General features: G+C 46.7%; 15 protein-coding genes and 1 tRNA gene. 5 read left to right on the top strand and 11 right to left on the bottom strand.

What is annotated here, in order from left to right; translation table 11 throughout:
• The first annotated feature begins 287 nt into the window (after positions 1-287).
• Both RW114_RS14980 and RW114_RS14985 read left to right on the top strand, forming a co-directional pair.
• Positions 288-884, top strand: coding sequence for a hypothetical protein (locus tag RW114_RS14980; RefSeq protein ID WP_340123567.1), 597 nt, complete (start codon positions 288-290; stop codon positions 882-884).
• Between the two features lie 50 nt (positions 885-934).
• The gene (locus tag RW114_RS14985) at positions 935-1318 is read left to right on the top strand and encodes a 4a-hydroxytetrahydrobiopterin dehydratase (RefSeq protein ID WP_340123568.1); all 384 of its coding nucleotides are present in this window, start codon (positions 935-937) and stop codon (positions 1316-1318) included.
• Positions 1319-1474: 156 nt separating this feature from the next.
• On the opposite strand, the gene RW114_RS14990 is transcribed toward RW114_RS14985, so the two are convergent.
• The 8 genes from RW114_RS14990 to mfd form a co-directional block, all read right to left on the bottom strand.
• Positions 1475-2317 (bottom strand): HlyC/CorC family transporter, encoded by an 843-nt coding sequence (locus RW114_RS14990; protein WP_340123569.1) that lies wholly within the window; start codon positions 2315-2317, stop codon positions 1475-1477.
• On the bottom strand, positions 2314-2775 hold the full coding sequence (gene ybeY, locus RW114_RS14995; RefSeq protein ID WP_422614822.1) for an rRNA maturation RNase YbeY: 462 nt from the start codon (positions 2773-2775) through the stop codon (positions 2314-2316). The genes RW114_RS14990 and ybeY overlap by 4 nt, the downstream gene beginning before the upstream one ends.
• Positions 2772-3746: a PhoH family protein gene (locus tag RW114_RS15000; RefSeq protein ID WP_340123570.1), complete on the bottom strand. Its 975-nt coding sequence runs from the start codon at positions 3744-3746 to the stop codon at positions 2772-2774. Before RW114_RS15000 ends, ybeY begins: the two co-directional genes overlap by 4 nt.
• 27 nt (positions 3747-3773) lie before the next feature.
• Positions 3774-5120 (bottom strand): tRNA (N6-isopentenyl adenosine(37)-C2)-methylthiotransferase MiaB, encoded by a 1347-nt coding sequence (gene miaB / locus RW114_RS15005; protein ID WP_340123571.1) that lies wholly within the window; start codon positions 5118-5120, stop codon positions 3774-3776.
• A 252-nt stretch (positions 5121-5372) separates the two neighbouring features.
• Positions 5373-7145: a methyl-accepting chemotaxis protein gene (locus tag RW114_RS15010; RefSeq protein WP_340123572.1), complete on the bottom strand. Its 1773-nt coding sequence runs from the start codon at positions 7143-7145 to the stop codon at positions 5373-5375.
• Entirely contained in the window at positions 7126-7656 is a 531-nt protein-coding gene (locus RW114_RS15015; protein ID WP_340123573.1) for a PAS domain-containing protein, read from the bottom strand. Before RW114_RS15015 ends, RW114_RS15010 begins: the two co-directional genes overlap by 20 nt.
• A 264-nt stretch (positions 7657-7920) precedes the next feature.
• Positions 7921-8457: a CsiV family protein gene (locus tag RW114_RS15020; protein ID WP_340123574.1), complete on the bottom strand. Its 537-nt coding sequence runs from the start codon at positions 8455-8457 to the stop codon at positions 7921-7923.
• A 2-nt stretch (positions 8458-8459) separates the two neighbouring features.
• Positions 8460-11912, bottom strand: coding sequence for a transcription-repair coupling factor (gene mfd / locus RW114_RS15025; RefSeq protein WP_340123575.1), 3453 nt, complete (start codon positions 11910-11912; stop codon positions 8460-8462).
• A 332-nt stretch (positions 11913-12244) separates the two neighbouring features.
• Here mfd and RW114_RS15030 point away from each other — a divergent pair, with 332 nt between their 5' ends.
• Complete coding sequence (locus RW114_RS15030; protein WP_340123576.1) at positions 12245-12643, top strand: hypothetical protein; 399 nt, start codon at positions 12245-12247, stop codon at positions 12641-12643.
• Between the two features lie 260 nt (positions 12644-12903).
• On the opposite strand, the gene RW114_RS15035 is transcribed toward RW114_RS15030, so the two are convergent.
• Complete coding sequence (locus tag RW114_RS15035) at positions 12904-15735, bottom strand: UvrD-helicase domain-containing protein (RefSeq protein WP_340123577.1); 2832 nt, start codon at positions 15733-15735, stop codon at positions 12904-12906.
• A 276-nt stretch (positions 15736-16011) separates the two neighbouring features.
• Between RW114_RS15035 and RW114_RS15040 the strand changes: the two genes are divergently transcribed.
• Positions 16012-16236, top strand: a complete 225-nt coding sequence (locus RW114_RS15040) for a hypothetical protein (protein WP_340123578.1) — start codon at positions 16012-16014, stop codon at positions 16234-16236.
• Positions 16237-16262: 26 nt separating this feature from the next.
• Here the strand turns inward: RW114_RS15040 and queA are convergent, their stop codons facing one another.
• The gene (queA, locus tag RW114_RS15045; protein WP_340123579.1) at positions 16263-17282 is read right to left on the bottom strand and encodes a tRNA preQ1(34) S-adenosylmethionine ribosyltransferase-isomerase QueA; all 1020 of its coding nucleotides are present in this window, start codon (positions 17280-17282) and stop codon (positions 16263-16265) included.
• A gap of 90 nt (positions 17283-17372) precedes the next feature.
• Between queA and RW114_RS15050 the strand changes: the two genes are divergently transcribed.
• Positions 17373-17459 (top strand) — tRNA-Leu (locus RW114_RS15050).
• 286 nt (positions 17460-17745) lie between these two features.
• Here RW114_RS15050 and RW114_RS15055 read toward each other — a convergent pair.
• On the bottom strand, positions 17746-19839 hold the full coding sequence (locus RW114_RS15055; RefSeq protein ID WP_340123580.1) for a cation:proton antiporter: 2094 nt from the start codon (positions 19837-19839) through the stop codon (positions 17746-17748).
• Positions 19840-20193 lie beyond the last annotated feature (354 nt).

The following is a 20193-nucleotide window of genomic DNA, read 5'->3' on the forward strand; positions in this document are numbered from 1 at the left end:
TACGGAGCGGCAGAAATATCAGTTCCCGTATAAAAAAATTGGGACAGCGCCATTCAGCTGGAGTGTGAACAGGGCTCTATCTTAAATTAAGGCATTATTTGTCTGGACAATGGGGTCCACTATAATCCTTTAGATATTCCTTGTTAAAAATTTGCTTGTGTGCCAAAACCATACTCGTTCAACATCTTTATTTTTCCGTATCGGAGCTCATCAGTCATATTTTTTAACTCACAACTTTTTTAAAGATTACAATATTTAGAAGATCACTTAACAGCACACCGTAATTTATGAAAGCAAGCATTCAAATTTTAATCAGTATGGCATTGATGGCACTGGCAGCATGTGCGACTCAAGAGGTCAAACAGGACACACCAGCCCTACCCGCAACGGATAAATTATCCGTAATAACTGATGAATCATTGCCGAGTTCAGGCCAAAATCCGCCAATGACCTTGATTAAAGATGGCCAAACATTAAATCTGGTCAGAATCATGGATGGCGGAGCCTGTAAAAATGATTTTCAAGGCGCTAAAGGTGCGTTTCTTGTCTATGCGGACCAAGCCGATATAGATCGCATTAAAAGTGAAAAGGGGCCGCAAATTTTCGCTGATTTCGAAAACAGAATTCAAACCCTTTCGACAGAGGCTTTTCAGGAAGCCATTGATGCGACCAATCTTGCTGAAGACCCATTTGCCTTGGGCGCAGATGAAGCACAAGAGAAGCTCGCCAAACAATTGTTTAACAATTTCCGTAATAGCGTCGCTGCTGCCGTTAAATTATTTCAACAAGAAACAACTTTGACGATTGATGTTATTCCGTTTTCCCCGTCATTTATGTTTTATCAACAAGGCTGCGAAGCCACGTATCTGGAGCCGGAAAACTAAGAATGCAGGTTATCTGGGCTTTTTCATAACCAAACAAGAGGTAAGCCATTATGGGTTGGAGAGAACGTACACATGAAGATACTTATTCCGATGCAGACATCGAACAGCGCTTAAAGGACGAATTGCCGCACTGGTATCTGGAAAACGGCTGGATTCGGCGCAAATACAAAACCAGCGGCTGGAAAGCGACCTTGATGGTTGTTAATACGGTAGGACACTTGGCTGAGGCAGCATTTCATCATCCGGATCTTACTGTTTCTTACGCCTTTGTGATCGTCAAGCTGATGAATCATGCGGCTAAAGGCATTACCAACAAGGATTTCGAATTGGCCCATAAAATCGAAGAGGTGGTTATGTGGCAGCCTGCAAAAGAAGGCGGCGCCTTAGAAGGCACACCCGATGACCCGCGATTTAAATACATCAAATATGATTAGCCGGTATTTTATCCACGAAAAGCACAAAAAAACTGCTGAAAATCAGGCAAAAGGCGAAGGGCGAAAAAACCACAGGTCAACATATAATCAATCTTCAGCCCTTCGTCTTTAGCCTTTAGCCTTATATTTTTTCGTGCCTTTCGTGGACAATTAATTCTACTCAATTATTTTCAGTTTTAGCAGATGTACGCGCCGACTATCCGCTCTAATCACTTCGAATTTCATTGAATCCACAACAAGGCTCTCGCCTTTTTTGGGCATATGCTCCAGCTGACTGACAATAAAACCGCCGATGGTATCGTATTCATCGGTTGCCAGATTCGTGGAAAAATAGTCGTCAAACTCGTCCATAGGCGTCAGCGCTTTAATCATGTATTCATTATCGTTGCGCTGAAAAATATAGCCTTCGTCTTCATGATCGTCATGCTCATCTTCAATCTCGCCAACGATTTGCTCTAACACATCTTCAATGGTGACCAGGCCTGCCGACTGACCGTACTCATCAACAACAATGGCCATGTGATTACCATTGGTACGCAATTCTTTAAGCAACACATTTAAGCGCTTACTTTCCGGCACAACACATAACGGGCGCATTATTTCATGCGCTTTCAGGGTTTGGTTTTCGCTAATGCGGGCCAGTATATCTTTGGCCAGCAATACGCCGACCACTTTGCTCCTATCCCCGTCAATAACCGGATAGCGGGAATGCCCGAACTCCGTAACCAACGGCAATATGGTTTCCAGCTCGGCATCTTTGGGTACGACAACCATTTGAATACGGGGGATCATGATATCCCTGACCCGCATTTGAGATACCTGCAAAACGCCTTCAATCATGGATAAGGCATCCGTATCTAATAAGTGTTTTTCTCGTGCTTCTCTTAAAATTTCAAGTAGATCTTCAAGGTCTTGCGGCTCCCCAGTCAGTAAATGGCTGATTTTATCAACCCAGCTTCTCTGTGGGGAGTTTCTACTTGGGGGTTGTTCATCACTCATATATCGTTTATCTCTGTATAAGGGTTACTGATGTGTAACCTGTTTAAAATTGCTATTTCCTTGCTTTCCATCTGCTCGGCTTCCTTATCGTCGATGTGGTCATAGCCTAACAAATGTAACACGCCATGCACAATGATATGCGCCCAGTGATCCGCCAAGCGCTTGTTTTGCTCCAGCGCTTCCTTTTTCAGCACCGGGGCGCAGATCACCAAATCGCCCAGCAAATTCAACTCGATACCTTCAGGTACCTCCACCGGAAAACTGAGAATATTGGTCGGGCCTTGCTTATGGCGATACTGTTCATTAAGCTGGGCACTTTCCTGTTCGTCAACAATACGCACCACGATTTCGGTATCCCGATCGTAATCGTCCAGAGCCGCATCGACCCAAAGCTGGATTTGTTGTTGCTCCGGCTGATCTTTCGATTCAAAAATAGCCTGGATTTCTAACTCATTCACAACGCGGCCTTGTTGGTCTTTTCGTAGGCTTCATAAGCGCAAACAATACGTTGCACCAACGGGTGCCTGACTACATCACGCGCATCGAAAAAGGTGAAGCTGATGCCTTCAACCTTTTTCAGCACCTCAAGCACATGCCGCAAACCGGACATTTTTTCCGAAGGCAAATCGATCTGGGTGACATCACCGGTCACCACCGCTGTGGAGCCAAAGCCGACGCGGGTCAGAAACATCTTGATCTGCTCAACAGTGGTATTTTGCGCCTCATCCAGAATAATAAAACTATCATTAAGCGTTCTGCCGCGCATAAATGCCAACGGCGCAACTTCTATGATGCCCTTATCGATCATTTTCTCAACCCGCTCAAAACCGAGCATGTCGTACAGTGCATCATACAAGGGTCGCAAATAAGGATCGACTTTTTGCGCCATATCGCCCGGCAGAAAACCCAGCTTTTCACCGGCTTCTACCGCAGGACGCACCAGAATAATTTTCCTGACCTTTTCGCTCTGCAAGGCTTCAATAGCGCAGGCGACCGCCAGATAGGTTTTACCGGTTCCGGCAGGTCCCACGCCGAAATTAATATCATGCGTCATGATTTTTCGCAGATATTCTTGCTGGTTAGCCCCGCGCCCCCTGATCATCCCGCATTTGGTCTTGATGCTAACGTTTTGCCCGGACGATATTTTCGGATCGTCCAACAATTCATCAATCGATGAATCCTGCATGGCTAAATGCACAAGTTCGGCAGTTAATTGTTCTTTTTCAGTGCTGGCAAATAATTTCTGTATGACGGCGCAGGCCGCCTTGACTGAGTTATCTAAACCGGTCACCTTAAACTGATTACCGCGACCTGCTATCTCGACCTGAAGACGCGATTCAATCTGCCGCAAATGCGCATCGAATTGACCGCAAAAATTGGATAACCGGCCAATATCGGCAGGCGCCAAAGAAATTTCCTGTGAAATCATAAATCAGTTGTTACCAAGCGTGTTTTATCAAGAAGAAGCATCGATAGACGAGTCGACCATTCGACCGCGTAAAGAATTGGGTAAAGCCTCGGCAATCAGCACATCGACAAACTGTCCGGCCAAACGCGGGTGTCCGATAAAGTTAACGACCCGGTTATTCTCGGTTCTGCCCTGCATTTGCAGCGGATTCTTTTTAGACTGGCCTTCAACCAAAACCGTTTGCACGGTGCCGATCATGCTCTGCGAAATGGCCGCCGTCATCTCGTTAATGCGATTTTGGAAACGCTCCAGGCGCTGTTTTTTAACTTCCGCAGACACGTCATCCGGCAACTCAGCCGCAGGCGTTCCGGGACGTGCACTATAAACAAAACTAAATGATAAATCGAAGCCGATTTCTTCAATAAAAGACATGGTTTCTTCAAACTCGGCATCGGTTTCACCGGGAAAACCAATAATAAAATCCGATGACAAATAAATATTAGGGCGTACTGCACGCAACTTGCGAATGATTTCAATATAGTCGGCACGCGCATGCCCGCGCTTCATCATTTTTAAGATATGATCGCTGCCGCTTTGTACCGGCAAATGCAGATGGTCAACCAGTTGCGGGATTTCGGCAAAGGCCTCAATCAACGCATCAGTAAATTCCATCGGGTGCGAGGTAGTAAAACGAATACGGTCTATACCCTCCACCGCCGCCACATAATGCAGCAATAAGGCAAAATCAGCGATATCGCCATCGTCCATGACTCCGCGATAGGCATTAACATTTTGGCCTAACAGATTGATTTCCCGCACACCTTGTTTGGCTAATGAGGTAATTTCGGCAATCACATCATCCAAAGGACGGCTGATTTCTTCACCCCGGGTATAAGGCACCACACAGAACGTGCAATATTTACTGCATCCTTCCATGACCGAAACAAAGGCTTTCGGGCCTTCCGCTCTGGGTTCAGGCAGCGAATCAAATTTTTCTATTTCAGGGAAGGATATATCAACTACGGGTTTTTTCTGACTACGCGCCTGATCAAGAAGTTGGGGCAAACGATGCAGAGTTTGCGGCCCAAACACGATGTCCACAAACGGCGCCCGTTTTTGAATCGCAGCGCCTTCCTGGCTGGCGACACAGCCGCCTACACCAATAATTACGTCGGGACGCTTGTCTTTAATCCTGCGCCATTTACCCAAGGCCGAAAATACTTTTTCCTGCGCTTTTTCGCGTATTGAGCAAGTATTCAGCAGCAAAACATCGGCTAGTTTTGGATCGTCAATCAATTCAAAGCCATGTGAAGCATTGAGTACATCCCGCATTTTATCGGAATCATACTCGTTCATCTGGCAACCGTTGGTTTGAATATAAAGTTTTTGTGTCATATTTTTTAAGCGTTAAATCATCGAAAAATCACTGACGCCACATCCCCGAGTCTAAAGCCCGTATTTGATTATATTGGGATGAAACGGCGATGCTAAGCCATCATGTAATAATCAAAAAATCTTGGGGTAATCAACCAAGACTTAGTAAATGGTGCACATTATAACCTGAAGGCTATTTAAAATCAGTAAGTGCTTGGACGACGAGTGTATTGATGAAATATCTGCCATACAACAATACGCCAGCCTATCTCCTTAAAACTCCTCCCAATCACCGTCAGAAACCGGCTGTAACTGCGGTTTCGCCCTGATCGGCACTGAACTTTTACTTACCGTCGGTGTTACATGGGGAGAGCTATGGAAACCACCAGAACCATTATCAACAGTAAAGCGTCCTACGGTAACCGACAAATTTTGCGCCTGTTCTTCCAGCGATTCTGCAGCGGCAGCAGCCTGTTCCACTAACGCAGCATTTTGCTGGGTGACTTCATCCATTTGTCCAATTGCCTGATTGACCTGCTCGATACCGGAAGTTTGTTCAACGGAAGCGGCCCTTATCTCCGCCATAATGGCTGTAACACCGCGAATAGCGCTAACAATTTCCTCCATGGTTTTTCCAGCCTGAGCAACCAATTTAGTGCCATCCTCAACCTTTTCTACCGAATCGCCAATCAAACCTTTTATTTCTCCTGCGGCAGCGGCAGCGCGTTGGGCAAGATTACGCACTTCTCCAGCCACCACGGCAAAACCACGACCCTGCTCACCTGCACGCGCCGCTTCTACTGCGGCGTTAAGAGCAAGAATATTGGTTTGAAAAGCAATACTGTCGATCACCGAGATAATATCCACAATCTTGCGTGAGGATTCATTGATGCCTTCCATCGTCGTTACCACTTGGTCGACCACGACGACCCCCTTGCCCGCAATATCCGTAGCCCCCACAGCAAGCTGATTAGCCTGTTCGGCGCTTTTCGCATTCATCTGCACGGTGGAAGTAAGCTCTTCCATGCTGGCCGCAGTCTGTTCCAGACTGGCAGCCTGTTCTTCGGTGCGATACGACAAATCATTATTACCCGCAGCAATTTCTTTGGCTGCGGTATTGATATTATTGGTAGAATCCTTGATTTCTTCCACCAGCCCCCTGAGGTTTTCCACGGTACCATTCATGCCGGAAATCACTGCGCCAAAGGTTCCGGGGTAGTCCTTGCTGATCGTCTTAGTCAGGTCGCCTTCCGACAATGCACTGGCAATAAGCGATATATCATTCAAACTGCCCAGGGCATCAAGCGAAAGGTTAATATCGTCTTTCAATTTACCGAGGTCGCCGCGACCTTCGGCCTGAACACGCTGACTGATGTCGCCACAAGCCACGCCGCCCATGACCTTGCCCACATCGCCCAGCATAGCCTGCATGGCTTGCATGGCTTGCATGGCGTGGTCTACAGCAAGCCTGTATTCGCCGTCGACATTAACATCAACTTTTTTATTAAAGTCGCCCTCAGCTATCGCGTTCATCAATTCAGCAATAGCCGTTGTGGTGATAGACAAGGTTTTTGCAACGCCATTCAGTTGCTTCAACGCCGATGCAAATCCGCCATGTAAGCCTTCCGGATAACTGCGCCGGGTAAAATCGCCATAGGTGACATACGCCAGAGAATAATACATATCGACCTGTGCAGTTTCCACCTGATCCATCAAATTATTCAGCGACCAAGCAAGCTGTTGAAGCGGCCGCTCTTTTCCGCCGATATAGGTGAGTCTTACGTCTACGGATCCTTGCGCCCATTCGTGACTTGCGCTAAGCAATTTAGCCAGCAATTGTTGATCGTCTGATCTTGATTTTCTCCACCACGCGATAGATAAGGCTGAACCGGCGGTCAACAAAGACGGTATGATCGTCCCGCCACCGACTCCCCCTTCGGCTCCGTTCAGGGCCGGCATCCAAACGGAAATCAGCAAGCCGAGCCAGAAAAAAGCACCTACCGCTAATGCCAGTTTTTCATTATTCTTAAAGCGACTGTAATACATTGATCAATTCCTCGTAAGTAAGGCCCTTGTCTTTTAATACGCTACCCAATACCGCGCCTGAAGCCGCCATCGCATCCTTCGGCCCCGCATTCCGTTCGGCATCCAGCATCGCGCGATACACATCGGTCACAATCGGAATGGCCTTGGGATTAGGCATCCTGCGCACCGAACTGTAGCCGATCTTTTGTTTGTTTTTATCTTTCATCGGTGCGACATGGGTAAACACCCAATAAAATCCGCCATCTTTTGACATGTTTTTGACGTAGGCAAAGATCTCCTTGTCTTCTGCTATATAGTCCCACAACAACTTAAACACTGCCCTCGGCATATCAGGGTGGCGAATGATATTGTGCTGGCTGCCCAGAAGCTCCTCCTCGTCATATCCGGAAAACTCGATAAAAATCTCGTTTCCGTAGGTAATCCGTCCAGTTAAGTCAGTCTTGGAAACGATGAAATCATTTTCCCGCATCACCCGTTCCTGACTCGTCGGAACTATATCTTTTCTCTTCATTTTTGTTCCTCGTTAATTGCTGCTGCATTCACCACCCCCTATTTCCTCATTCCCACGCTCCAGAGACTATGAACGTATTATCCAAATCGGACTGAAAAAATGTTTTACCACAGAGAACACGAAGGACACAGAGAAAATAACAGCATTAATTCAATGCATTAAAAACCTCGTGCTCTCCGTGTTCTTCGTGGTTATTCTTTAATTTTTCTAAAAACGAATACTCTCACAGTCTCTCCAGCGTGGGAATGCATAGGGCGGCATACCCTACAAAGGGCTTACTTTTGCGACAACCCCAAACTTTGGATGATCCAAATAATAGGTTTCGCCGGGTTTAATCGGTCGCTTTTCATTTAATCGATAAACCACCTCGTTACCGGAGTCATCACCCAAACCAGAACCCAGTTCCAAATCAACTACCATTTGCAAATCCTGATCCTGCTGCATCCGGACATAGCCATTCAAGTTGCCATCACTGCTCTGAATATGAACAGCAGCGCTTAGCCCCCCTGCCGCTACCGGCTGAACCCAGGCAGCAGACAAGATAGGCCGGTACGCCAAGTCTTTGGATAATGCCGCATAACTGTCATCCAGCGTGGTATTTTCCGGTTGCCGATAAGCCGACAATTCAGTCAAATCAGACGGCCAGTGTATTGATCGTGAGGTCTGATCAAACACTTCGGTGTTGTGCATCTTCTGCGAAAATACGATCAACTCTATTTGGTACTCGCTGCCTTCAGCCAAAAGAGGGCTATTAAAAAGTCCCAACATTGCCGCCAAACTGTAAGCTATTATTTTCATCATCGTCATTTTTTTACGGTGAGTTTATCGAGCAACTCGGTGATAAACTCAAGCTTCTGCTCGGTCGTTTCAAACGGTTTGCTGAACCTTAACTTGTCGGCACCATCGAATTTATAAACCTGGGCCTGGGTTTGTATCAACGAAATCAGCTGGTCGGTATTGATATTAGGCGTCGCAGAAAAAATAATGCGCCCGCCGCCAGCGTTGGCCTCTATTTTCTTGATGCCCAGTTTTTCGGCCTGCTGTTTTAATTCGGTGACGCTGAACAAGGTTTTTACCGGTTCAGGAAATAAGCCGAAACGGTCGATCATTTCCACCTGTAATTCGCGTAAATCGTCCTTGGTTTCGGTATTGGAGATGCGTTTATACAACACCAGGCGGCCATGAATATCCGGCAGATAGTCTTCCGGGATCAGCGCAGACGTTTGCAGGTCGACTTCCGGCCCCCGGTCCATCGGGGTATCAAGCTCCGGCTGTTTACCGGATTTTAAGGCGCTGACCGCGCGTTCCAGCAACTCGGTATACAGGGTGAAGCCGATTTCCTGGATTTGGCCGCTTTGGTCATCGCCCAATAACTCGCCCGCGCCGCGAATTTCCATGTCATGCGAGGACAACATGAATCCCGCGCCCAAATCGCCGGAGGCCTCGACCGCTTCCAGCCGTTTAATCGCATCCTTGCTCATCAGGGTAAGCGGCGGCACCACAAAATAGGCATAAGCCCGGTGATGCGAGCGCCCTACCCGGCCGCGCAACTGATGCAGTTGCGCCAGTCCTAATTTATCGGCGCGATTGATAATAATGGTATTGGCACTGGGGATGTCGATGCCGCTTTCAATAATGGTCGAACACAACAACAGGTTAAAGCGCTGATGATAAAAATCCAGCATGATGCGCTCCAACTGGCGTTCCGGCATTTGTCCGTGCGCAATTTCAATCCGCGCCTCGGGCACCAGAGCCTCCAGCTCCCGGGCCATTTTCTCCATCGTTTTCACTTCATTATGCAAAAAGAACACCTGTCCGCCGCGCTTGATTTCACGCAAACAGGCTTCCCTGATCTGTGCATCTATCCATTCGCTGATAAAGGTCTTGATCGCATGACGATTCGGCGGCGGACTGGCGATAATGGATATATCCCTTAGACCCGACATCGCCATATTCAAGGTGCGCGGAATTGGCGTTGCCGTCAGTGTCAGCATGTCCAGTTCATTGCGCAGCTTTTTGAAATGCTCTTTTTGGGTCACGCCAAAACGGTGTTCTTCATCAATCACCACCAGTCCCAACGCTTTATATTTGACCTCTTTCGACAATAACTTGTGGGTACCGATGACTATATCGACCTTGCCCTGCTCCAGATCATCGGCAATCTCTTTTTGCTGCTTGGGACTGACAAAACGCGACAGCACTTCGACGCGTACCGGCCAGTCGGCAAAGCGGTCGCGAAAATTCTGAAAATGCTGTTGCGCCAGCAAAGTGGTCGGCACCAATATCGCCACCTGCTTGCCGTTTTGTACCGCAATAAACGCCGCCCGCATCGACACCTCGGTTTTACCGAAACCGACATCGCCGCAAATCACCCGGTCCATAGGATGGGGACTGGCCATATCATCGAGTATCGTTTCGATCGCAGTCTGCTGATCCGGCGTTTCTTCAAACGGGAACGCGTCGGCAAAAGCCGCGTATTCGATATTTTCAACCTGAAAGGCATGGCCTTGCTTGACCGCTCTTTTGGCATGAATTTCCAGCAATTCTGCGGCGACGTCGCGGATGCGCTTAATGGCTTTTTGCTTGACCTTATTCCACTGGTCGCCGCCCAGCTTATGCAAAGGCGCATTTTCCGGGCTCACGCCGGTGTAACGACCAATCACATGCAAGGCCGAAACCGGCACGTAAAGCTTATCGTTATTGGCGTATTCCAAAGCCAGAAATTCCGACGTGATGCCGCCAATCTCAAGAGTCTGCAAACCCAAATAGCGGCCCACGCCATGCTCCTGATGCACCACCGGCGAACCTATGGTCAATTCATTCAGGTTATTGACGATATTTTCCAGCTCATGCGCCGCAGACTTTCGCCGTCTGCGCCGTTGCTGTACTTTTTCGCCGGACAACAGGTTTTCGGTGATGATCGCAATGGCCGGATTTGTTAGCCATAAGCCATGATCCATCGGCGCGACAACAAGACACGGCGATACTTCGGATTGAAGAAACTTATCCCAGCTTTCAACCTGTTTCACGCTGATTTTATACTGCCTTAATCTCTCCATTAAGGCTTCGCGGCGTCCTGCCGATTCTGCAACAAACAAAATCTTACCGGCAAAGCTATCGACAAACTGTTGCAATGCCTGCGCCGGTTGCTCATGCTTGGCATCGATGGTTACATTGGACAGCGGCCGGCAGTTGAAAACAATGCTATCGGCATCCGCAACTATGCCATCAAGAATAATCCGGGCAAATGCTCCGGTTCTTTGTGTCAGCTCATCTGTCGATAAAAACAACAATTCCGGCTTCAATAACGGCCGGTCCGCATCATATTTTCTTTGCTGAAACCTGTCCTCAGCTTCGGCATAAAAAGCGCGTGAACTTGCATCAAAACTATCCGCCGTCACCAAAACCGCCGACTTCGGCAGATAATCGAACAATGTCGCCATTTGATCGACAAACAGCGGCAAGTAATATTCAATGCCGCCGGGCGTGATGCCTTTGCTGACATCCGTATAAAAATGGTTTTTCGGCGAAGTTTCCGGGAAAGCATCCCTGAAAGCCTGGCGAAAATGCTTGATGGCCTCATCGGTAAACGGGAATTCCCGCGCAGGGAACAGCTGAATCTGGTCGATTTTTTCCAATGACCGCTGCGTTTCAGCATCGAATGTACGGATGGATTCGATTTCTTCATCGAATAACTCGATGCGGTACGGCGCCTTACTGCCCATCGGGAACAAATCGACTATCGACCCCCTGACCGCAAATTCGCCGTGCTGGTAAACCTGCGACACGCAATGATAGCCGACGCTTTCCAGCTTGAGTCGGTTCAGCTCCAGGTTAAAATCGTCGCCGACCTTAACCGCAAAACTGTTGGCCAGAACATGCTCACGGGGCGCCAACCGGTGCATCAGCGTCGTCACCGAAACCACCAGCGCGCCGCGCTTCACCTGCGGCAGCAAAGCCAAGGTTTTCAGCCGTTCAGAGATGATTTCCGGCAGCGGCGAGAACACATCATAAGGCAAGGTTTCCCAATCGGGGAAATGCAAAATGGGATATTCACCCTGCAAGAAAAATAACAATTCATGCTCAAGCCGCAAAGCGGTCTGATTATCCGGCGTCACAATAACAAACAAACAATCTTCATTTTTAATCGCAGAAGCCAACGCCAACGAATCACCGCAGCCGGTTAAACCGGTCCAGATGAGCGATTGATCTTGTTTCTGCGGAATTTTAGGGGAAAAAATTAAATTGTTAACCATTAAAAAATCTTATATCTCGTTCTCACGCGCCGCGTGGAATATGCAGTTAAGGCGCGCCGCGCCACGAATCACAGCCAGCCCGTATAGACTGGAATCAGTCTAGTATTATAGTCGCATAAATAGGCTAATGTACGAGCCATAAACAAAATACCGGCTCATTGTTTGCCTGCAGGTTATTTTTTAATCATCCTCGCCTCACCTTTTAGCAACGGCTTACAATAAGGTACAATAATTTCGAGTTGTGCCAAATACATCCCAAGACAACATGAACAGCAACAAACCATCTCCTGCCGCCATGTTGATCAAATTTTAATCAAACAAGAGGTAACACCATGAAAAAAAATTTGTTTCTGGCTATTGCACTGCTAATTTCCGGCAACGTATTCGCTGCTACCGATCATTATGTATTGCGCGACGGCGATTATGTTCGTCACTTAAAAGTCATCAAAATCAACGCCGATTACATAGTCAGCGCTGATGTAGACTTTGAGTCTACTGCCAAAGAAGGCAGCGCCCACTGTTCCCAGGCTGTTTCAGGTAAAGCCACAAGCACCGGTGAAAACGAATTAGTCATGAAAAAACATTCTTCAAGCGCAGCCAGTTCCTGTGAGCTAAAAATCAAACTCAGCCCGAACGGCGCGAAGATTGAAGAATCGAAAGATTGTGACACCTTTACCGTAGACAAATGTCACTTTTCCAGCGGCAACAAGGAACTGATTAAAGTTAACTAGTGTAGAGCTGTAAGGCCTGCTGAACGCAGTGAAGCGCATCGTTCGCGTTTGATGCCCGGCAGAAACTCACTTTTTGCTCTAACGGATACAGGAGGCAGAGCACCCACAGTAGGCGGGAAGCCATGGATGGCAACGCCGAACCGGACCACGACGATTATACGGTACCACCTTCGATTGCACCCTGCCGCGCTGATTACTGTCATAATGGACAGGATAGGTCGAAACCACCCCACCCGGCTGTTGGTTTTGTGCCTTACAACCTAGGTCCTTTTTACCCCTTTCAGGTCAATATGCTTTTCGATATGCCCGCATGAAAATCCGGCATTCTGCCGATAATTAGCACATCCCCAGAATGAACCATATTTACCTTTACGTAACATCATGCTCCCGCCACATTTCGGGCAAACGGGTTCCACAAAGTCACAGGATAGATTCTTACACAGCCTGAAATCGCCATGGGTTTCTAATTTATCGCCACACTGTGGGCAGGCCTTCCGGGTGTTACTGCACAGCGGATATTGATTACAGCCGAAGAAAACACCGTTCGGCCCTTTTCTCTCGACCAGATAGCCGGTTTTGCAACACTCACACGACGTGTCGGCTAACTGTTTTTGAAAACCCTTACCTTGAAATTCATCGATCAGAATGTCGTAGTTGTTATCGACTAATTCACGAATAAAACCGGACGCTTTGTTGCCATCGGCAAGCAAATACACATGGTGTTTCGCCCGCGTCAGCGCTACATAAAACAACCGGCGTTCTTCGGCATGTTTAAAGTCTTCTGCTTTGGGCAACAGCATTTCCAGCAAAGGATGCGTGGCTTTTTCGGAGGGGAATCCGTGTTTGCCGTGTTCCAGTCCCACTATAATCACATAATCCGCTTCCTTGCCTTTAGCCGCATGTACCGTCATAAACTCGATGTTTAACGATGGAAATTGTTTTTTCAAACCAGACAGATCGGGCTTTTTAAAACTGAATCTCGCCAGAATAAGCACACTGGCACTACTGCCTGTTTGCTCTTGATAAATAGCCGTCAAGGCCGCATTGATTCCGGTCGTTTCACTAGCGGTTTTAATCAGAGAAACCGCTGATTTATTAACCATCCGAGCACTGTGAATGGTTTTCTCAAGCTGCGCCGGATTTTGGTTAACGAATCTCGCCGCAAGCTCGCCGATTTTGTTATTGAAGCGGAAGGTCTTGTCCAGCACCTGAGTCGCGGTAAAACCGAAGTGTCGATCAAAATCCTTGGTGATGGAAACATCGCTGCCGGCAAAGCGATAAATGGACTGCCAATCATCACCGACACAAAACAGGTTGTTGTCAGAATTCTGTGCCAATAAGGCCTTAACCAGTCTGGCCCGGCTTGCTGAAATATCCTGAAATTCATCGACCAAAATATACCGGTATGGCGACCGGTATTTCCCGGCTTCCACATAGGCAATGGCGGTACTGATCATGTCGTCAAAATCGATGGTCTCGGTCATGCGTAACTGTTGTTGATACGCGTCATAAACCGGTTCGAACAACTTAGCCGCGGCCAGCATGCGTTCTTTATCCTCGTGTCGCTGCGCCAGATGGCCCAAGCCCGGCATCGAAAGATAGGCCGCTTTAAATAGCGCCAATACGTTAGCGATTAATTCGCTGAACTTCGATATTTCACCCAACTGGTGCAGTTGAGTTAACAAGACATCATCCGCCAGAGGTCTAAAATTAACGCCGGCTTCCAGCAACCGAGCCCTTAAAACCTGAGTCAAAACACCCTGATGTTTCTGATAGCTATAGGTTTCAATCAGCCGGGTTTGATGCGTTTCATGCAATGCCCGTTTCCATGCCATGCCTTCGAGATATTTTGCCCGATCCATGAACGGCGGCGTTTCATTGCGCTCATTAACAGCGAAATGTTCAATATAGATAGCGTATTCCGGCAAATAGAAATCGGGTTGATAGGCTTTATAATCGGGACCTGCTGTGTTCACCTCATAATTGGCCTCATACCGGTAAGCAACACCTTGCCGGTATAAATAATTGGCAATTTCGCATTCCTCGTAACTCTTGACCAATTCGCCCTGCAAAGTGCGCAACTCATTTTCTAAAATGTATTGGTTGTAAGCGCCGAGTGTTTTGAAGGCGAACTTGCTTTTATAGGGATAGGCAAACTGAATAAAGTACGTGACCACCCTGGATTTATAACGGTCATCGAGTAAAAAATGTTTGATCTGCTCATCGACAAATTTGGCTCTCAGCGCGCCATCTTCGGCCATCTTGTTAATGGCCGGAACCGCACCTTCCACTTCGGTAATAATCCGTTTGCCCAGAGCATGAAAAGTCTTGACGGTCAGCGTGTTGATCGCTAATTTTTGCTGAATCCTCTGTTCCATTTCCTTGGCCGCCTTATTGGCATAAGCCAGCATCAGAATTTGATCGGTTGTTGCCAAACCCGATTTCAATAGATAGCCTGCCCTGCCGATCATGGTGCTGGTCTTGCCGGTACCTGCACCGGCAAGAACCAAATTATTCTGCTCATCAATCACGCAAGCTTTGCGTTGCTTATCCGTTAACGGATTGTTTTCCACTTGATCAAAATAGCCACGATAACGGGAGAGTTGAGTTTGGATATAGGCCTCATTGATTATTTCAATATGATGCGTATTGTCCAAAAAGGGACGGATAAATTCGGCCCACAGCGCCGCTTCATTGTCCAAATAGCGTAATAAATCCTGACGACAAACCCCGTCACGTAAATGTTCGTGGGTTTTCAGCCATTGCTGGGCAGTGGGATAGCGAATATAACGCTGACCATTAAATAAAAACGAGGCTTGCAGATAAGCCCGTTTTAAATCCGGCGCAATGGTCTGATAATAACGTTTGATATAGCTTTGAGTTCGCAAATTCAACTCATTTTTGATTTTTTGCGACCGGTCTTTGGCAATACCGCCAAAACGAACAACTTGCCGGTCTTCAGTGTGTATGACCAGAGCATCCCAGAAATAACCACGCTCAATAACAAAATCCAGGCCTACTGTTAAAAACGCAATTTTGGCGGCAAAGGATTTTTTCCCTGACAACACCACACCCTGTTTATCTAAGGTCAATGACCGGAAAAGCCCTGTATATGCGGCAAAACAGCCTGCCAGAAAGCTTATTTTGTAGTTTAATCGCTGAAGCTTTGGGGATTTTCGATCGTTATTAATGGTTAATCCTCTTAAAACTATTTCTATCAGTGAATTTACAGTGTTTTTTTACAACTCAACGCATTGGCACAGTTGGGAGATCATCACCTCCAACCTGAGCGGCTATAATTACATTTTTAATCGTTGATTGGTAACGGTACAATAATATTTTAATTGCTATAAACAAACGGAACAGCCATGAAAAAACTTAACATTATACTGATATCAACAATCATTGCGTTACTGGCAGGATGCTCAAGCGCCCCAACACTAGGCGACCAGATGGTTGATCGCGGAAAAAACCTGATTAAAGAAGGCAATACAGAATTGGAACAAGGCTCAATACTGGTTGAGCAAGGCAAAGCCAAAATTGAACGAGGAAACCGGATGATCGAAGATGGCAAACAAATTGACGCCAACTAATATCTCTTTGCTGCAACCAAACGCAGCTAACCCAAAAACATCGCATCGCCGTAACTAAAGAATCGGTAAGATTCATCGATAGCATGACTGTAGGCATTCATAATAGGCTCATAACCGGCAAACGCTGAAACCAGCATCAGCAAGGTGGACTCGGGCAGGTGGAAGTTGGTCAGCATCGCATCGACCGATTTGAATTGATAACCGGGGGTGACAAACAAATCGGTATCGCCAAAACCGGTTTCCAATTGGCCGCTTTGGGATGCCGATTCCAACGCCCTGACCGCCGTTGTGCCGATCGCGATAACCCGCCCTCCCCTTGCTCTGGCTTGCTGAACGGCCGCTACCGTTTCCGGCAACACGGCAAAATATTCCTTGTGCATTAAATGCTCGGATAAATCCTCCACCCTGACCGGCTGGAAGGTGCCGCTGCCGACATGCAAGGTAACAAAAGCCCTTTGTACTCCTTTGGTTTTAAGCTTGTCCATTAGGACTCGATCAAAATGCAGACCTGCGGTCGGTGCGGCAACGGCTCCCGCCTCTCGGGCAAAAACGGTTTGATAGCGGGTCAGATCGGATTGATCATCTTCACGAGTAATATAAGGCGGCAACGGAATATGGCCGATTTTCTCCAATATACTGAGCAAATGGGTATCGCCTTTAAATTCCAGATGAAACAGGTCGTCCACCCTGCCCAACACTTCGCAGCAATAGCCTTTATCCAATTCTATTAGCGCACCGGCTTTTGCCGATTTGCTTGATCTGACATGAGCAATGGCGCGATGGTCATCCAGAATGCGCTCGATAAGAATCTCGACCTTGCCGCCGCTTGGTTTTTTACCAAACAGCCTGGCCGGAATTACTTTGGTATCATTAAAAATAAGCAAATCGCGCTGATCGATCAAATCGATAAAATCGGTAAACTGCCGATCGGTTATTCTTCCGGTATGGCGATCCATACACAACAGACGACTTGCATTGCGCTCTGCCAAAGGTTTTTGCGCAATTAACGCTTCGGGTAATAGGTAGTTAAAATCACTTTTTTTCATAGCGGGCGATAGTATCAGGTTAGGCTTCCGAATACACCTTTAAAAAAAAATAGCTTTTTTGATGAACGTTGCCTATAATGCACGTTCTTTGCCGGGGTGGCGGAACTGGTAGACGCGCCGGATTCAAAATCCGGTTGGGGTGACTCAGTGCCGGTTCGATTCCGGCCCTCGGTACCAAACATAGGTTCAGAGCCGTGCAAAGAACTACAAAAACCCGCAAGTCGTAAGGCTTCGCGGGTTTTTTATTGCCCAACGAAATGCAATCAAATACAGCGATATTCACCCAAAAGCATGTCCTTTATTATGTCCTTTGCTATAGTGATCTTTCCCCGATTTTACGGACACACGACTAAGAGAGTAATCTCTAACCCCGAGGTGACCAATGAAAATCGGGGAAAGATCAAAGATCCCATCCATTTTTTCGTGCTTTTCATGGATTACACTTATGCGCAACAACAAATCCTTAATCAGTATTTTTTTGTTCCGTATGCTCGTGATTTAACATAATGAAAAGCTTGCTGGTAATTATTTCGTTTTTGTGTAATTTAACCAAGGTTTCTAGTTGCACTGCATTCAACGATTTTTCAGCAGCTTTTTGGTTTAGCTGATTCAATAATTCGGTATTATTTCTTATCAGATTCTCCATCTTTTTTCGCGTATTTACATTTAATCCTTGATAAAGCGTTTGTAACTTTACCAATGCGATACGATCATCAAAAACATCACTCAGACCGGAATTGCCGATTTCATCCAACGACTCGATAACCTTAGCGATAATCTTGTTCAGCGTACGGTAATAAAGATACAACTCTTCCGCTTTAAAAGAATGATCCTGCCAGAAAGCCAGACGACTTACCAGCAACACAAATCGTTCCAGAGTGTCGATAGGAAAATGTTCGTTAACTGACTTAACCTGTTTATGACCTCGCTCCACCCGCTCGGTTTGAATAGAGAGCATATTCAGAATTTTCTTGTATATTTTTTCGTTGATTTCGCCACGCTGGTAAACCTCTTTCAACGCACCTTTTTCAACACCTAGCGCATAGATACGCAACATATTTTCAATCAGATCGCTGGAAGCGCCGATAGCATCTTTACACTGTAGACAGGCATCATCATGCAACCACTGGTAGCGCTGCTGAAGAGTTTGATGTTGCTGCTCATTTAAATACCTAGTCTCCAAGAGTTCGTCTAATTTAAGCATCGATTCATCGTATATTTGCGCCTTGCTTTTATGGTAACCGACCTCTTCTTCAGGCGTCAGCGCGTCGATCCCTAACATGTGCATGACTTTGCCAATCGTTGTCGCTTTAATCAACAGGGTAAAATAGATACTGCCAATGGTAACCGCAGCAACAAACTGCTTAACACTGATAGTAAAATTCCAGCCGGGAATAGTTAAATCGTCAGGAATCAACAGCACCATGATGACCGCCAGCGAACCGCGCAAACTGCCCCAGGCCAGCAAATGCATCCAATTACGCGGTATCGGCTCTTCCTTGCCGGTTTTGTTCAATAACCATAGCAACGGATAAACCGAAACAGCACGACCGATCACGACCACCGCAATCGCCAGCAAAATCGGCAACAAGGCAACATTCATATCAATCGCCAGGTCGGCGAACAACAATCCCATTAAAATAAAAACCAGCGAATTAGTGACGAAGGCAAAATAGCTCCAAAACTTCTCCATATATTCTTCAACCGGAGGAGACATTTTGTAACGTCCGAAATTACCGATGACCATCGAGGCAATCAAGGTGGCAATAATGGATGACAAGCGAATTTGCTGACCTCCGATCACCAGATGCTCAGAAATCACTTCGCTAAAGATAAAGGTAAAATGGGCAACCAACAACGTCAGGGTAATTTCCAGGTGTTCATAACCTTTGACCGCTTCAATCAACTTGGAAAATAAAAAACCCATGAATAGTCCAAACAGAAAACCCCCGACCAACATGATCAAAAATGACCCCAACGCCGACATAATGGAATCGGTGCCGGTGAAACCGTGGATCATCAAGTCCAAGACCACCAGGAATGCCGCGAAACCGGTAGCGTCGTTAAATAAACTCTCGCCTTCGAAAATCAGTGTTAAGCGTTGTGGCGCACCATACTCTTTGAACAGCGCCAGCACGGCTACCGGGTCGGTTGACGAAATAATGGCGCCGAACAGCAATAAAGCCAGTATCGGCACGGCGAACCCTGCCAGTCCGAACAGGTAATGACCAACAATACCGATAAATAGCGTCGAAATCAGCAAACCCACTACAGCCAACAAGCCGATAGAATAAATGTTTTCGGTAACGCTACGAACATTCATGTTGTAAGCCGATTCGAAAATCAGGATCGGCAGGAACACAAAGAACAACAGTTCCGGCGTTAACTCAAAGCTGGTAATAAAATGGAAAAATTCTATTTGCGAAAGCGGCACCAGTAATGAACCGGCGATAACCAACAATACCGTATAAGGAAAATTGAGTTTTTTCGAGAGCAAAAAAACCGCCAGTGATACCAGCATAAGACTGAACAGCGATAAAAATATATCAAGATTCATTAGGAAATCCTTGGTTATTTTGATATATCAACGAACAACCGGTAATGCAACACGCTAAACGGTCCAAGTCGATTGATTATAATTTAATGTAAATGACAAAAAAGTTAATCCGACAAGCTATCCCTGCAAGATGACTTTCCATTTTACTCGGATTCATGGCTTAATTGGAGAATTGAAAGTGGTGATTGGTTGTGGGAGCGACGCCCTCGTCGCGACAAAGGCGTCGCTCCCACAAAAACCTGGAATAAATTAGCCTGATGATCTCAACAATCTGCATTGATTATGATAACGGGATGACTAAATCGGCATTAAATCTGTAAAATAGCCGTTTTCATTGTCCAGATCCTTAAATCA

The organism is Methylobacter svalbardensis, assembly GCF_037671525.1.
GTDB classification, from domain to species: domain Bacteria; phylum Pseudomonadota; class Gammaproteobacteria; order Methylococcales; family Methylomonadaceae; genus Methylobacter_A; species Methylobacter_A svalbardensis.

Bases quoted from the DNA above. Each gene is read 5' to 3' on its own strand.
- RW114_RS14980 (WP_340123567.1), top strand. From the start codon at position 288: ATGAAAGCAAGCATTCAAATTTTAATCAGTATGGCATTGATGGCACTG.
- RW114_RS14985 (WP_340123568.1), top strand. From the start codon at position 935: ATGGGTTGGAGAGAACGTACACATGAAGATACTTATTCCGATGCAGAC.
- RW114_RS14990 (WP_340123569.1), bottom strand. From the start codon at position 2,317: ATGAGTGATGAACAACCCCCAAGTAGAAACTCCCCACAGAGAAGCTGG.
- RW114_RS15000 (WP_340123570.1), bottom strand. From the start codon at position 3,746: ATGATTTCACAGGAAATTTCTTTGGCGCCTGCCGATATTGGCCGGTTA.
- miaB (WP_340123571.1), bottom strand. From the start codon at position 5,120: ATGACACAAAAACTTTATATTCAAACCAACGGTTGCCAGATGAACGAG.
- RW114_RS15010 (WP_340123572.1), bottom strand. From the start codon at position 7,145: ATGTATTACAGTCGCTTTAAGAATAATGAAAAACTGGCATTAGCGGTA.
- RW114_RS15015 (WP_340123573.1), bottom strand. From the start codon at position 7,656: ATGAAGAGAAAAGATATAGTTCCGACGAGTCAGGAACGGGTGATGCGG.
- RW114_RS15020 (WP_340123574.1), bottom strand. From the start codon at position 8,457: ATGATGAAAATAATAGCTTACAGTTTGGCGGCAATGTTGGGACTTTTT.
- mfd (WP_340123575.1), bottom strand. From the start codon at position 11,912: ATGGTTAACAATTTAATTTTTTCCCCTAAAATTCCGCAGAAACAAGAT.
- RW114_RS15030 (WP_340123576.1), top strand. From the start codon at position 12,245: ATGAAAAAAAATTTGTTTCTGGCTATTGCACTGCTAATTTCCGGCAAC.
- RW114_RS15040 (WP_340123578.1), top strand. From the start codon at position 16,012: ATGAAAAAACTTAACATTATACTGATATCAACAATCATTGCGTTACTG.
- queA (WP_340123579.1), bottom strand. From the start codon at position 17,282: ATGAAAAAAAGTGATTTTAACTACCTATTACCCGAAGCGTTAATTGCG.
- RW114_RS15055 (WP_340123580.1), bottom strand. From the start codon at position 19,839: ATGAATCTTGATATATTTTTATCGCTGTTCAGTCTTATGCTGGTATCA.